This is a genomic window from Curtobacterium sp. AB7 (assembly GCF_044909335.1).
GTDB lineage: Bacteria > Actinomycetota > Actinomycetes > Actinomycetales > Microbacteriaceae > Curtobacterium.
Genome location: NZ_JBIYED010000010.1, coordinates 59,845 through 73,840 on the forward strand (window position 1 = coordinate 59,845; position 13,996 = coordinate 73,840).

A 13,996-nucleotide genomic window follows, 5' to 3' on the forward strand; every position below is an offset into this window, starting at 1 on the left:
GCATGAGCATGGATCACGTCAGCGTCGACTGGGACCGCGCCCGCGACACGAACCGGGCGAACTGGGACGACCGGGTCCCCATCCACGAGGGCGCCTACGCCGTCGACGAACTGTCCGACCCGGCGCACCGCTCCGACGTCGTGCGCGACGACCTGCCGGTGTTGACACCGTGGCTGCCGAACGGCACGCTCGCCGGCCTCGACGTCTGCCACCTGCAGTGCCACATCGGCACCGACACCGTGTCGCTCGCCCGAGAGGGCGCCCGACTGACCGGTGTCGACTTCTCCCCCGCGGCGCTCGCCTCCGCCGCCGGCCTCGCGACGCGGCTCGGACTCGACGTCACCTGGGTGGAGACCGACGTGCTCGACGCGCGCGCTGCGGTCACCGGCGACTTCGACGTCGTCTACACGAGCATCGGCACGATCTGCTGGCTCCCCGACCTCGACCGCTGGGCAGCGCAGGTCGCCGGCCTGCTGCGCCCGGGCGGGGTGTTCTTCATGCGCGACGGCCACCCCGCGCTCTACGCCCTCGACGAGACCGCCGACGAACTCGTCACCCGGTACCGGTACTTCCCGGACGGCACCGCGCAGCAGTGGGACGACGCCGGAACCTACGCGGGCGACGGCACCGTGGCGAACACCCGCACGTTCGAGTGGCCGCACCCGCTGTCCGAGATCGTGAACGCCCTGCTCGACGCCGGACTCCGACTCCGCCGCCTGGACGAGGGGCGCACCCTGCCCTGGCGCTTCAGTCCTCGCATGGAGGACACCGGTGACGGCTCGTGGGCGTGGCCCGACGCCGACCGCGACCGGGTCCCCCTGACGTACACGGTCGTCGCCACCCGCGACTGACGACGGGCGTCCTGCCGTCCGTTCGGCGCACAGCTGTACGTTCGTTCATGGACAGGTCGTTCCACCCCGGAGCATTATGCAAGGGCATTGCACAATGCCCTTGCGGAATGTGACCGCCTGGGCTCCACCCGCCGGACGACGCCGTCCGGCCGAGGACAGGAGAACCGTGTGAACCAGAACACCCGAGTACGGATCGGCCTCGTGGCCACCGTCGCCGCAGTGATCGCCGGGGGATCACTCGCCGCAGCACCGGCCATCGCCGCGACACCGTCGTGCGCGACCGCGTGGACCGCCGGCACCGCGTACTCCGGCGGTGCCACCGTCAGCGAGAACGGATCGAACTACACCGCGAACTGGTGGACGCAGGGCGACGACCCGGCGACGCACTCCGGGGCGACGGGCAGCGGCCAGCCGTGGACGTCGACCGGTGCCTGCTCCGGCACGGGCGGCGGCACCACTCCTCCCGGTGGGGGGACGACGACCCCCGGGACGGGCGGGAGCGGCGGCACGGCCAGCGGACTGGTGTTCAGCCCGTACAAGGACATCACCGTGAACCTCGACTGGAACACGAACGTCATGAACACCGCGGTCACCGGCACCCGCATCCCGGTGGTCGGGGCGAGCAACAGCCTGGTGTCCACCCGCGAGCCCGGCCTCAAGGCCATCACCCTCGCCTTCGCGACCGGCACGTGCGGCAGCGAGAACTGGGGCGGCGTCGCGGCGGATGCCTTCGCGAACGCCAACATCCCGAAGCTCGATGCCGCCGGGGTGAACTACATCGTCAGCACCGGTGGAGCCGCCGGTTCGTTCAAGTGCTCGGGCGCCGCACTGCAGAGCTTCATCGCCCGGTACGCGACCCCGCACATGATCGGCGTGGACTTCGACATCGAGAGCGGCCAGTCCGCCGCGGACGTGCAGAACCTGGTCAGCGCCGCAGCCCTCGCCCAGGCGAAGTACCCGGGCATGCGCTTCTCGTTCACGCTCGCGACCCTGGCCGCCAGCGACGGCTCGTACGGCGGGCTGAACGGCACCGGCGACGCCACCGTGAAGGCGATCAAGGCGTCGACCCTGACGAACTACACGATCAACCTGATGACGATGGACTTCGGTCGCGCGACCGCCGCGAACTGCGTGCTCTCCGGCTCCACCTGCCAGATGGGCAAGTCCTCGATCCAGGCCGTCATGAACCTGCAGCACACGTACGGCATCGCGTCGTCGAAGATCGAGGTCACCCCGATGATCGGCGTCAACGACACCACCGACGAGGTCTTCACCCTCGCCGACGTCGACACCCTGTCCGCCTACGCGAAGGCGAACGGCCTCGCCGGGATCCACTACTGGTCGCTCGACCGGGACACGCCCTGCGCCTCGACCACGGCGTCGTCCACCTGCAGTTCCGTCCCGGGCGCACCGGCACTCGCCTGGACGGATCGCTTCCTCGCCGACCTGAAGTAGTCGTCACCACACCGAACACGGGAGGCCCGGTGCCAGCTGGCACCGGGCCTCCCGTCCGTCTCGTGGTCACGTGACGGGCGTCAGGTCGCTTCCGCGTCGAAGGGTGGCGCTTCTCCCGCGGCCAGCGGCACGACGGGAGCCGTCGCGCGCACCCTGGACGCAGTCACCTGCGCAGTCTGGACCGCGGCGGCGCTGCTGGCGCTGCCGGAGTCGAGGAGTGCATCGCGGATGATCCGGCGGGGGTCGTACTGCCGCGGGTCGAGCTTCTGCCACTCGATGTCATCGAACTCGGGGCCCATCTCGTCGCGCATCCGCTCCTTCGCGGTGTCGGCGAACCGGCGGACGGCCTTCACGAACTCGGCCAACTTCTGGGCGTACATCGGCAGACGCTGCGGCCCGAGCAAGAGCACGGCAATGATCCCGATGATCAGGATCTTGTCGAGCGGGATGTTCACGTGAGCGAGCCTAACCCGTACGGCTCCGATGCACCCCTAGAGTTGTCAACCGAACGGAGTGTGCGTGTCAGAGAAAGAGTCGAACTGGAAGTTCGCCGAGGACATCGTCTCGGAGTCCGAGGTGATCGCCCGCGCTCGTGAGCACTCCCTGGAACTCGGTGTCGAGGCGATCTCGCCCGCGATCGGCGCGCAGATCGGCGTGATCGCCGCAGCCTCCCGAGCCACGAGCATCATCGAGATCGGGACGGGCCTGGGAGTCTCCGGGCTGTACCTGCTCGGCGGCGCGCCGGACGCGACCCTGACCACGATCGACGTCGAGGTCGACCACCAGCAGTTCGCCCGCGACGCCTACATCAGCGCCGGCACCGCCCCCGCTCGGATCCGGCTCATCCCGGGCCGCGCGAACCAGGTGCTCCCCCGGATGAACGAAGCGTCGTACGACGTCGTCCTGGTGGACGCCGACCCTGAGCACGTCATCGAGTACGTCGAGCACGGGCTGCGGCTCGCGCGCCTCGGCGGCACCGTCCTGGTGCCGCACGCCCTGTGGCGCGGACGTGTCGCCGACCCGGTCAAGCGCGACCGGGCGACGACCGACTTCCGGCTGCTGCTGACCGAGGTGTCGACGTCGGGTGCGGTGCGCAGTGCGCTCTCGCCGGCCGGCGACGGGCTGCTGCAGCTGACGAAGGTCACCGCGTAGCGGCGTCCCCTGTCGGTCACTCGAGGTGCCGCAGGTACCGCTCCGGGGACTCGAGGAACGACCGCTGGTTGCGCACCAGGTCGAGGTCCTCCCACACGGTTCGTCGGGACCCCCACTCGCCGACCTCGTGGATCGTCGCGCCGGGGAACGCCGCCAGGACCGGTGAGTGCGTCGAGAGCACGACCTGCCCGACCCCGCTGTCGACGATCGACCGCAGGAGCGCGATGAGCGTCAGACACCCGGAGAAGGACAGCGCCGACTCGGGTTCGTCGAGGATCCAGAGCCCCGGCCACTGCGCGCGGTCGATCACGAAGTCGAGGAACGACTCACCGTGGCTGCGCTCGTGGAACACCGGCTCGGGGCGGGAGCGGTTGGGGTGGTCCTCGAGGTAGGTGAAGAAGCCGTGCATGGTCTCGGCGCGCAGGAAGAACCCACCGCGGGGCGCACCGAAGTCGCGGCGGAGGACGATGTGCTCCCACAGCGACGACTCGGACGGACGCGTCGAGTGGTTCGCCAGGGTGGAGCCACCCTCGGGTGACATGCCGAACCGGAGCGCGATCGCCTCGATCAGGGTGGACTTGCCGACACCGTTGTCGCCGACGAACACCGTCACCGGGTCGAGGTCCAGTCCCTCGTCGAGCAGCTGCCGCACCGGGGGCAGCGTCGCAGGCCACACGTCGCGTGGCATCGGGTCAGGGTCGCGGTACTCCTCGACGCGGCGGATCGGCATGTGGGTCCTCGGCACGAGCCCATCCTGCCGGACCCGACCGACAGCGCGACGGGCGCCTACGCCGACGGCGCGGCTCCCCGGACACAGACGACGGGCCCGGCGCGTACACGCTCCGGGCCCGACGTTCTGGTGCTTTCGACTACTAGGCCGAGACGACCTCAGCGAGTGCGTCATGGAGTTCCTTGGCCTCGGCATCGTTGACCGAGACGACCAGGCGGCCTCCTCCTTCGAGCGGAACCCGCACGATGATGAGTCGACCCTCCTTAACAGCCTCCATCGGCCCGTCACCGGTCCTCGGCTTCATGGCTGCCATCAGATGTCCCCTTTCGTGCAGTACATGCCCGCTCATTATCTCGTATTGATGGGGCAACTGCGAAACCGCCCAGGTTGGGGGTGTCGGATCGGCGGTTCTTCGCGGGTTCCGTTCGTAACCTTGGCGGATGCCGAACATCCGCTCCATGCGCCGTCAGTCCCCCAGCGGACGATCCGAGCGGACCGGTCGGTCCGACGACGCGGTACCCGCCGGCCTGCGGATCGGCGCGGCGTTCACCTGGCGCATCCTCGTCGTGGGCGCGGGTCTCGCCGTCCTGGTGGCGCTGGTCGTGCTGCTGCAGGACATCGTGGTGCCGTTCCTCATCGCGCTGCTGGTGTGCGCACTGCTCATGCCGATGTCGTCGTTCCTGCAGCGGCACCGGTGGCCGAAGTGGACGGCGGTGCTGTCGAGCCTGGTGGCCCTGGTCCTGGCGCTCGGCGGGCTGGCGCTGCTCGTCACCGAGCAGGTGCGGTCCGACCTGCCGTCGCTCGAACGCCGACTCCACCACAGCGTGCAGTCCCTGCGGACCCTGCTCGACAGCGAGCCGTTCGGGATCACGGCGAAGGACGTCGACTCGTGGGTGTCGAACGGCTTCGACTACCTGCAGGCGCACGCCGCGACGATCCTGTCGGGCTTCCAGGCCGCCGGCACCGGCGCCGTGCACGTGCTCGAGGGCCTGTTCATCATCGTGTTCACGACGCTGTTCGTGCTCATCGACGGCCCGCGCATCTGGGGGTGGGTCGTCCGGCTCTTCCCGCGCCGGGCACGTGCTCGCATCGACGTCGCCGGGCACGCCGGCTGGAAGACCCTGACGAGCTTCATCCGCGTCCAGCTGGTCGTCGCCGTCACCGATGCACTCGGTGTGACCATCGGCGCGCTCGCCCTGCAGATCCCGCTGGCGATCCCGATCGGCGTCATCGTGTTCTTCGGCGCCTTCGTCCCCGTCGTCGGGGCGATCGTCGCCGGTGCGGTCGCGGTGCTCATCGCCCTGGTCTTCAACGGCTGGGTGCCGGCGCTCGTGATGCTCGGCATCGTGGTGGTCGTGCAGCAGCTCGAGAGCCACGTCCTGCACCCGTTCCTGACCGGCACGGCCGTCAAGGTCCACCCGCTCGGGGTCGTCCTCGGGGTGACCGCGGGCACGACGATCGCGGGTGTCGTCGGCGCGTTCTTCGCGGTGCCGTTCATCGCCACCGTCAACGCGATGGTCGTGGCGGCGGCGAACTGGCGGCCGGGTGACCCGGAGCCGATGTCAGCGACGGTGCCGAAGCGCGAGCGGAGCGGTCCCGCGGCACGGCTCCTGGCCCGCGCGCAGGCGCGTGAGCGCCGAGCCGATCACGGCGGGGTCCAGTCGTAGCCGTCGATCCACCAGCAGTAGTACAGCCAGACCCACTGCAGCCCGACGAACGCCACCACGACGGCCACCCGGTAGACGCGGGACCGCGGCAGCGCCACGATGCCGAGCAGCGGCGCGATCGGCACCAGGATCCGCCAGGTGCTCGACTGCGGGAAGAACACGGCGAGCAGGTACACGACGTAGGCGATGCCCCAGAGCCGCAGCTCGATCCCGATCCGTCGTGCCGCGGGCATGCAGACGAACGCCGCGAAGCCGACGACCACGACGGCCAGCAGGATCCCGCCGGCCGGCTGGTGGAACCACCACCCGAAGCCCTGGATCCACGGCGCGAACGGCACGAGCTCCTGCCACCCGACGTAGGACGACCGCCAGGCGAGCTCGGTGTCGGTGTAGGCCTTGGGCACCCCGGTGACGGCCCAGGCGATCGCCGGCCACGCCAGGCCGACCAGTCCGGACACGACCGCGACCACGGCGGGCGGCACGAGCCGGCGCAGGGTGAGCGGCTCCGACGACCGCACCCACGCGGGCCGGATCGCCCACGCGCCGACGAACAGCACGACGAGCAGCGCGAACGCGAGCCCGGTCGGCCGGGTCATGCCGAGCAGCAGCACGACGGGCAGCATCGTCCACCACCGCCGGTCGACCATGAGCAGCAGCGCGACCAGCAGCAGGAACAGGCCCATCGACTCGGCGTACGCCACCTGGAACATCGCCGACACGGGCGCGACGCAGAACAGCACCGTGGCGAAGGTCGCCCGCGCGGGGTCGAGGAAGCGCCCCATCAGGCGCCGGAACACGAGCGCAGCGCCGAGCCCGGCGAGCAGCGAGACCGTCACCGCGACGAGCTCGAACGACGCGCCGGTGAGCAGCATGAGACCGCGCACCAGGAACGGGTACGCGGGCATGAAGGCCCACGCGTTCTCGGTCACGTGCCCTGCGGCGTCGACGGGCAGGGTCGACGGGTAGCCACCGGTTGCGATCACGCGGTACCACGCGCCGTCCCAGATGGACGCGAACGACAGGTACGCCGGGTGCTGGACGGTGAACGAGTTCGCCGCCTGCACGCTCGCGAAGGCCTGCATCATCAGTCCGGTGACGAACCGGGCGAGCACGTAGACGACCGTGATGCGGACCCACCACGGCACCACCCGGTATCGGGCGCGCCAGCGGGTGCGTGCAGGGGTCGGCCGGGTGGCCCCGGCCGTCGTCAGGCCGTCAGCCACCGACGGAGGCCGGCCTCGACCGCGGTGATCTGCGCGACCGGGACCTGCTCGTCGTCGTGGTGGGCGAAGACGGGTTCACCCGGGCCGTAGTTGACCGCCGGCACACCGAGCGCCGAGAAGCGCGCAACGTCGGTCCAGCCGTACTTGGGGCGGGGCTCCGGGCCACCGACCGCCGACACGAAGTCCTGCGCGAGTGGGGCGTCGAGGCCGGGGCGGGCACCGGCGGCGAGGTCGACGATGGTCACGTCGTAGCCGTCGAAGAGCTCGCGGATGTGCGCCACGGCCTCGTCGGCCGAACGCGACGGCGCGAAGCGGTAGTTCACGTGCACCATCGCCTCGTCCGGGATGATGTTGCCCGCGATGCCGCCGCTGATCCCGACGGCGTTGAGGCCCTCGCGGTACTCGAGCCCGTCGACCGTGACGGTGCGGGGCTCGTAGGCGGCCAGCGTGGCGAGGATCGGTGCCGTCTTGTGGATCGCGTTGTCGCCGATCCAGCTGCGGGCGCTGTGCGAGCGCTTGCCGAACGTGCGGATCTCGGCGCGGAGGTTGCCGTTGCAGCCACCCTCGATCTGCGCGCCGGACGGTTCCCCCAGGATGGCGAAGTCGGCAGCCAGCAGTTCCGGCCGGGTCCGGGCGAGACGGCCGAGGCCGTTCAGCAGGTCGCTGACCTCTTCGTGGTCGTACCAGACCCACGTGACGTCGACCGAGGGTTCGACCAGGTCGTACGCGAGCTTGAGCTGCACTGCACAGCCCGCCTTCATGTCGACGGTGCCGCGACCCCACAGGATCTCGGTGCCGTCCTCAGCCGTGCGGAACTCGGTCGGCAGGTTGTCGTTGAGCGGCACGGTGTCGATGTGCCCGGCGATCACGACACGGCGGTCGCGGCCGAGGTTCGTGCGGGCGACGATCGCGTCGCCGTCGCGGATCACCTCGAGGTGCGGCAGCGGTGCGAGCACCGCCTCGATCGCGTCGGCGAGGGCCTGCTCGTTCCCCGACACCGATTCGATGTCGCAGATGGCACGGGTGATGTCGATGGACGAGGCGGTGAGGTCGAGCTGCTCCGGCATGCGGTCACCTTATCTGCCGTCACCCCCGTCGCGCTGGCCCACGGCACGGCGGCCGGGAGGCACGGTGCGGTTCCGCAGCGTCCGTCCGGTCGGTCCGGTGCTCCCGTCCAGTGCGTCGGTACCCTGGTGCGGTGACCGACACGACCGCTGCCACCGACCCGACCGCCACCGCCGATCGCCCGACGCACGCCTGGGGCCACGGCCTCGCGACGATCGCCGCCGACGGCACGACGCTCGACACCTGGTACCCGGAGACCCACCTCGGCCCGCTGCCCACCGACGCGGTGTTCCCTGCAGAACTGCAGGCGCACGTCGGCAACGACCCCCGCCGCGAGGTCCGGATCGAGGCCGTCACCACCGAGGTCACCATCGACGCCGCCCCGACCAGCACCGAGGACGCGTACCTGCGCCTGCACCTGCTGAGCCACCTGCACGTGCGTCCGAACACCATCAACCTCGACGGTGTCTTCGGGTACCTGCCGATCGTCGCGTGGACGAACGCGGGGCCGGTCCACCCGGAGTCCCTGACCCGCCTGCGCCCGTCGCTGCAGCGCGCGGGCATCGCCGTGCACGCGATCGACAAGTTCCCGCGCCTGGTCGACTACGTCGTGCCGGACCGCGTCCGCATCGGTGACGCCAACCGCGTCCGTCTCGGTGCGCACCTGGCGCCGGGCACGACCGTCATGCACGAGGGCTTCGTGAACTTCAACGCCGGCACCCTCGGCGACGCCATGATCGAGGGCCGCGTCTCGCAGGGCGTCGTCGTCGGCAACGGCACCGACATCGGCGGCGGCGCGTCCATCATGGGCACGCTCTCCGGCGGCGGCACGCACCGGGTCTCCCTGGGCGAGCGCGCGCTGCTCGGGGCGAACGCGGGCCTCGGCATCTCCCTCGGCGACGACTCCGTCATCGAGGCCGGCCTGTACGTCACGGCCGGCACGAAGGTCGTCCTGGTCGGCGCCGCACCGAACCCGGACGGCACGCCGAAGACCGTCAAGGCCGCCGAGCTGTCCGGCACCCCGAACGTCCTGTTCCGGCGCAACAGCCTGTCCGGCGCGGTCGAGGCCCTGCAACGCGAGGGCGAGGGCATCCAGCTCAACACCGCGCTCCACGCGTAGGCCGGACACCCCCGGGGGCGTGCGTCAGCGCTTGCGTCAGCGCTTCCGTCAGCGCGCGGGGAGGTCCCGCTTCGGCGCACCCACGTAGAGCTGCTGCGGGCGACCGATCTTGTTGAGCGGGTCGTTGTTCAGCTCGCGCCACTGCGCGATCCAGCCGGGCAGACGGCCGATCGCGAACAGCACTGTGAACATGCGCGGCGGGAAGCCCATCGCCTTGTAGATGATGCCGGTGTAGAAGTCGACGTTCGGGTACAGCTTGCGGTCGATGAAGTACTGGTCGCTCAACGCGATCTGCTCGAGCTCCTTCGCGATGTCGAGCAGGTCGTCCTGCACGCCGAGGGACTCGAGGACCTCGTCCGCCGACTCCTTGACGAGCTTCGCGCGGGGGTCGTAGTTCTTGTAGACGCGGTGTCCGAAGCCCATGAGCTTCACGCCGCGCTCCTTGTTCTTCACCCGCTCGACGAAGCGCTGCACGGGCTCGCCGGAGTCCTTGATCTGCTGCAGCATCTCGAGCACGGCCTCGTTCGCGCCGCCGTGCAGCGGCCCGTACAGGGCGTTGATGCCGGCCGAGATCGAGGCGAACATGTTCGCCTTCGTCGAGCCGACCAGGCGGACCGTCGCGGTGGAGGCGTTCTGCTCGTGGTCCTCGTGCAGGATGAGGAGCCGGTCGAGGGCCTTCGACAGCACCGGGTTCGGCTGGTACGTCTCGGCCATGGTGCCGAAGTTCAGGCGCAGGAAGTTGTCGACGAACGACAGCCCGTTGTCCGGGTACAGGAACGCCTGCCCGATGGACTTCTTGTGCGCGTACGCGGCGATGACCGGGAGCTTGGCGAGCAGCCGCACGGTCTGCAGCTCGACCTTCTCCGGGTCGTCGACGTCCATGTCGTCCTCGTAGTACGTGGACAGGGCGCTGACGGCACTGGACAGCACGGACATCGGGTGCGCGGAGTGCGGCAGCGCGTCGAACAGGCGCCGGAGGTCCTCGTGCAGCAGGGTGTGCCGACGGATGCGGGCGTCGAAGTCGGCGAGTTCGGACTCGTCGGGCAGCTCGCCGTAGATCAGGAGCCACGCGACCTCGAGGAAGGTGCAGTTCGACGCGACCTGGTCGATCGGGTACCCGCGGTAGCGCAGGATGCCCTCGTCGCCGTCGATGTAGGTGATCGCGCTCTTGGTCGACCCGGTGTTCACGAACCCGTAGTCGAGCGTGTTCATCCCGGTCTGCTTCTTGAACGTCGAGATGTCCATGGTCGACGCGCCGTCGACGCTCGGCAGGATCGGGAACTCCGCGCTGCCGCCCGGGTACGTCAGCGTCGCGGTCTCGCCCGTCTGTTCGGCGGCGGGACTCACGGGCACGGGCGTCGTGGGCGGTGTGGCCGTCTTCTGAGCGTCGTTGGCAGTGTCAGTCACGATGACAGCCTAATCGCGGCGTCTGTCGCTCGTGCACACCTCGGAGGTCACGACTTGGTGGGAACCCCCGATTGCGCTGCGGGCTACGCGGTGCCGAGCCGACGGCTGCTGGCCAGCCGCTGGGCCGCCGCGGCGATGCGCTCGTCGGTCGCGGTGAGGGCCACCCGGACGTGCTCCCCGCCCGCCGTGCCGTAGAACGTGCCCGGTGCGACGAGGATCCCGCGGTCGGCCAACCACGACACCGTGTCGAGCGCCGGCTCACCACGGGTCGCCCAGAGGTACAGGCCGGCCTCGCTGTGATCGACGCGGAAGCCGGCGTCCTCGAGTGCCCGTCGGAGCATGTTCCGGCGTGCCCGGTAACGGGCCTTCTGCTGCTGCACGTGGGTCTGGTCCGCCAGCGCGACGATCATCGCCTCCTGCACCGGCAGCGGCGGCATGAGCCCCGCGTGCTTCCGCACCGCGAGCACGTCGGCGAGGACCCGGGCGTCACCGGCGACGAACGCCGCGCGGTACCCGGCCAGGTTCGACTGCTTCGACAGCGAGTACACGCTGAGCACACCGTCGACCGAGTCGCCGACGACGCGGGGGTCGAGGATCGTGGGGGTGGGCGTGGTGGCGTACTCGGGGTCCCAGCCGAGCTCGGCGTAGCACTCGTCACCGACGATGACGGCGCCGAGTTCTCGGGCACGGGCGACCGCGACGCGCAGGTCGTCGATCGAGAGCACGCGGCCGTCGGGGTTGCCGGGCGAGTTCAGCCACACCAGCTTCGTCGTCGTCGGCCACGCCGCTGGGTCGTCCGAGGCGAGGGCGTCCGCGCCGACCAGGGCCGCGCCGAGCTCGTAGGTGGGGTACGCAGCGGCCGGGAACACCACGGTGTCGCCGGCGCCGATGCCGAGCCAGAGCGCCAGGCCGGCGATGAACTCCTTCGACCCGATCGTCGGCAGGGTGTGCGCCTCGGTCAGCTGCACCCCGTGCCGTCGGCCGTACCAGTCGGCGATGGCCTGCCGCAGGGCCGGGGTGCCGGCGACCTGCGGGTAGGCGTGCGCGTCGGTGGCGTCGGCGAGGGCGCGTCGGACGACCTCGGGGGTGGGGTCGACGGGCGAACCGACGCTCAGGTCGACGATGCCGCCTTCGTACCCGGCCGCGCGCTGCTTGAACGGGACGAGCTGGTCCCAGGGGAAGTCGGGCAGGTCGAGCGCCACGTGCGTGTCCGGCTCAGCCGCGGGGCGGTTCGGCCATGACGACCGGGTGGTCCTTGTGGATCACACCGACCTTCGCGGCACCACCGGGCGAGCCGACTTCCTGGAAGAACTCGACGTTGGCCTTGTAGTAGTCGGCCCACTCGTCGGGCAGGTCGTCCTCGTAGTAGATGGCCTCGACCGGGCAGACCGGCTCGCACGCACCACAGTCGACGCACTCGTCGGGGTGGATGTACAGCGACCGGTCGCCCTCGTAGATGCAGTCGACGGGGCACTCGTCGATGCAGGCGCGGTCCTTGACGTCGACACAGGGCTGGGCGATCACGTAGGTCACGGTTCGGGTGCTCCCTTCGACGAGCGGGTTCGAGTCTACTCGCGGCCCGGGGCCGTCCGGGACCGCAGCCCCGACAGGTCCGGCCACGCGAGCACCAGGGCGGCGATGACGGCGGGTGCGAACGTCCAGACGTACCCGGCGGCGTTCGCCAGCACGAGCGGCGAGCCCTGCCCACCGACCGACACGAGCACCTGCGTGGCGACGAGGATGCCGATGCCGATCGCGGCGACCATGGCCCGCGACCGGTACAGCAGCCGGATGCCCACCGTGAGCCCGACCACGAGCAGCGTGGTGATCACCATGCCGATCGGGAACGCGGCGGCGCCGACGGTCTGCTGGTGCGTCACGGTGCCGAGACCGCCGGTGACGAGCCCGAGCACGAGCGCGACGGCGACCGCGGCGACCTTGCCCTGGCCGGACATCTCGGCGTAGGTCTGCGGCGCCGGGGGCTGCGGGTCGGCATCGTGCCGGAAGGCCTCGACCGCGGGGGCGTGCTCGCGGACGCCGTGCGGCATCACCCACGACAGCGCGGTCGGGGCGGCGGGGTCGACCGGGTCGACGGTGACCTGCGAGCGGTACTGCTCGACCGCGGCACGCACCTTCGCCCGCACCGGCAGGACGTCGACGGTGACGTCGGCGTCCCCGGTGTCCGGGGCGACGATCATCGAGAACGCCACCTCCTCCGCCCGGGCCGCGTACCGAGCGGCGTGGTGCACGCGCACGTGGTCGGGGTGGCCGTACCCGCCGTCGTCGGCGTAGCTCACGACCGCGTCCGCACCGGTGGAACGGATCGCGGCACGGACGTCGTCGACGACCTCCGCCAGGTCGGCGGCGGTCAGCGAGTCGACGGGGGCGTCGTCGGCGGCGGTCGCCCGGCCGTCGGGCCCCCACTGCATGCCGGAGTCGACGTACCGGCGTTCCGGCAGGTCGGCGGGCCGCGCACCGCGCCCGCCGAGCCACAGGTGCGCCGGGCCGCCGAGGGCCGCGAGCGCCGCGTCGATCTCGGTCTCGCGGTGCGCGGCGACCCGCTGCGCATCGCCGGCCAGGGGGGCGAGCCGCTCGGTGAGCATCTCGCCACGCTCACCGCGGGTCGCCGTCAGCACGGTGACCTCGGCGCCGAGCTCGAGCAGGGTCGCGATCGTCCCACCGGACGACAGGGTCTCGTCGTCGGGGTGGGCGTGCACGAACAGGACGCGCTCGGGGCGCGTGACGGAGGCCTTCGACATCGCCCCCAAGGGTACGGGACTAGCGGGCCGTGACGATGTAGGTCGCGGTGACGCCGTCGTCGCCGTCCGAGAAGGTGAGCACGACGCGGTACCCGTCGCTGCGGAACATCCCGAACGCACTCGACGAGTCGGCGCGCTTCGCCGACTCGGTGTAGCCGGCGTCGGCGAGCTGCTGCGCCGCGGATGCGAAGTCGTCGACCGACCCGGCACGCACCTGCACGACCCACCCGGAGCCGTTCGGTCCCGCTCCCCCGCCGAGCACCGTGCCGTCCACCAGCGGCACGTCGGACGACGGGAATCCGTCGGGCACCTTGCCGTCGGAGGTCACGTTCGCGCCCTTGAGCGCCGTGTCGAGGGCACCGTCGATGCCGCCCGCGACCGAGGACATGCCGTCCTGGATCGCCTTGCCGTCGATGCCCGCGACGCCGTCCGCGACCGTCGAGGCCACCGAGGACCCGAGGTCCGTCGCCTGCTTCACGGAGTCGGACGAGCAGCCGGTGAGTCCGGCCAGGGCGATGCCGGCGGCGACGGCGGCGATCAGCGGGGTACGGAGGGAACGCATGCGCC

The 13,996-nt window shown here is 70.9% G+C and carries 15 protein-coding genes; 5 read left to right on the plus strand and 10 right to left on the minus strand.

The annotated features are described in order from the left end of the window. Nucleotides 1-2: 2 nt before the first annotated feature. Entirely contained in the window at nt 3-851 is an 849-nt protein-coding gene (locus ABH929_RS16545; protein WP_404561978.1) for a class I SAM-dependent methyltransferase, read from the plus strand. A gap of 168 nt (nt 852-1,019) precedes the next feature. Beyond that, complete coding sequence (locus ABH929_RS16550; RefSeq protein WP_404561980.1) at nt 1,020-2,306, plus strand: carbohydrate-binding protein; 1,287 nt, start codon at nt 1,020-1,022, stop codon at nt 2,304-2,306. An 80-nt stretch (nt 2,307-2,386) separates the two neighbouring features. On the opposite strand, the gene ABH929_RS16555 is transcribed toward ABH929_RS16550, so the two are convergent. Continuing rightward, entirely contained in the window at nt 2,387-2,761 is a 375-nt protein-coding gene (locus tag ABH929_RS16555; RefSeq protein WP_205464136.1) for a twin-arginine translocase TatA/TatE family subunit, read from the minus strand. Between the two features lie 64 nt (nt 2,762-2,825). Between ABH929_RS16555 and ABH929_RS16560 the strand changes: the two genes are divergently transcribed. Continuing rightward, nucleotides 2,826-3,458 (plus strand): class I SAM-dependent methyltransferase, encoded by a 633-nt coding sequence (locus tag ABH929_RS16560; RefSeq protein ID WP_263089430.1) that lies wholly within the window; start codon nt 2,826-2,828, stop codon nt 3,456-3,458. 16 nt (nt 3,459-3,474) lie between these two features. Here the strand turns inward: ABH929_RS16560 and ABH929_RS16565 are convergent, their stop codons facing one another. Together ABH929_RS16565 and ABH929_RS16570 are read right to left on the minus strand one after the other, a co-directional pair. After that, a complete protein-coding gene (locus ABH929_RS16565; RefSeq protein WP_404561983.1) occupies nt 3,475-4,203 on the minus strand; it encodes an AAA family ATPase in 729 nt (242 codons plus the stop codon). A 127-nt stretch (nt 4,204-4,330) separates the two neighbouring features. Next, on the minus strand, nt 4,331-4,501 hold the full coding sequence (locus tag ABH929_RS16570; RefSeq protein ID WP_017887054.1) for a DUF3117 domain-containing protein: 171 nt from the start codon (nt 4,499-4,501) through the stop codon (nt 4,331-4,333). 127 nt (nt 4,502-4,628) lie between these two features. On the opposite strand from ABH929_RS16570, the gene ABH929_RS16575 reads away from it, so the two are divergent. Continuing rightward, nucleotides 4,629-5,855 (plus strand): AI-2E family transporter, encoded by a 1,227-nt coding sequence (locus ABH929_RS16575; protein WP_404561986.1) that lies wholly within the window; start codon nt 4,629-4,631, stop codon nt 5,853-5,855. Here the strand turns inward: ABH929_RS16575 and ABH929_RS16580 are convergent. Then, nucleotides 5,834-7,078 carry a hypothetical protein gene (locus ABH929_RS16580; protein WP_205464134.1) on the minus strand — a complete coding sequence of 415 codons (1,245 nt, stop codon included), beginning with the start codon at nt 7,076-7,078 and terminating at the stop codon, nt 5,834-5,836. The two genes, ABH929_RS16575 and ABH929_RS16580, sit on opposite strands and share 22 nt — an antisense overlap. Further along, complete coding sequence (dapE, locus tag ABH929_RS16585) at nt 7,063-8,145, minus strand: succinyl-diaminopimelate desuccinylase (protein WP_123294103.1); 1,083 nt, start codon at nt 8,143-8,145, stop codon at nt 7,063-7,065. Before dapE ends, ABH929_RS16580 begins: the two co-directional genes overlap by 16 nt. Before the next feature lie 131 nt (nt 8,146-8,276). Here dapE and dapD point away from each other — a divergent pair, with 131 nt between their 5' ends. Beyond that, nucleotides 8,277-9,263, plus strand: coding sequence for a 2,3,4,5-tetrahydropyridine-2,6-dicarboxylate N-succinyltransferase (dapD, locus tag ABH929_RS16590; RefSeq protein ID WP_404561988.1), 987 nt, complete (start codon nt 8,277-8,279; stop codon nt 9,261-9,263). 48 nt (nt 9,264-9,311) lie between these two features. Here the strand turns inward: dapD and ABH929_RS16595 are convergent, their stop codons facing one another. The 5 genes from ABH929_RS16595 to ABH929_RS16615 form a co-directional block, all read right to left on the minus strand. Further along, a complete protein-coding gene (locus ABH929_RS16595; RefSeq protein WP_123340789.1) occupies nt 9,312-10,610 on the minus strand; it encodes a citrate synthase in 1,299 nt (432 codons plus the stop codon). Between the two features lie 143 nt (nt 10,611-10,753). Then, nucleotides 10,754-11,872, minus strand: a complete 1,119-nt coding sequence (dapC, locus tag ABH929_RS16600; RefSeq protein WP_404561990.1) for a succinyldiaminopimelate transaminase — start codon at nt 11,870-11,872, stop codon at nt 10,754-10,756. 13 nt (nt 11,873-11,885) lie between these two features. Next, nucleotides 11,886-12,203: a ferredoxin gene (gene fdxA / locus ABH929_RS16605; protein ID WP_069711637.1), complete on the minus strand. Its 318-nt coding sequence runs from the start codon at nt 12,201-12,203 to the stop codon at nt 11,886-11,888. Nucleotides 12,204-12,238: 35 nt separating this feature from the next. Then, nucleotides 12,239-13,429 carry a PIG-L family deacetylase gene (locus ABH929_RS16610; RefSeq protein WP_404561992.1) on the minus strand — a complete coding sequence of 397 codons (1,191 nt, stop codon included), beginning with the start codon at nt 13,427-13,429 and terminating at the stop codon, nt 12,239-12,241. A 19-nt stretch (nt 13,430-13,448) separates the two neighbouring features. Continuing rightward, complete coding sequence (locus ABH929_RS16615; RefSeq protein WP_123673112.1) at nt 13,449-13,991, minus strand: hypothetical protein; 543 nt, start codon at nt 13,989-13,991, stop codon at nt 13,449-13,451. Nucleotides 13,992-13,996 lie beyond the last annotated feature (5 nt).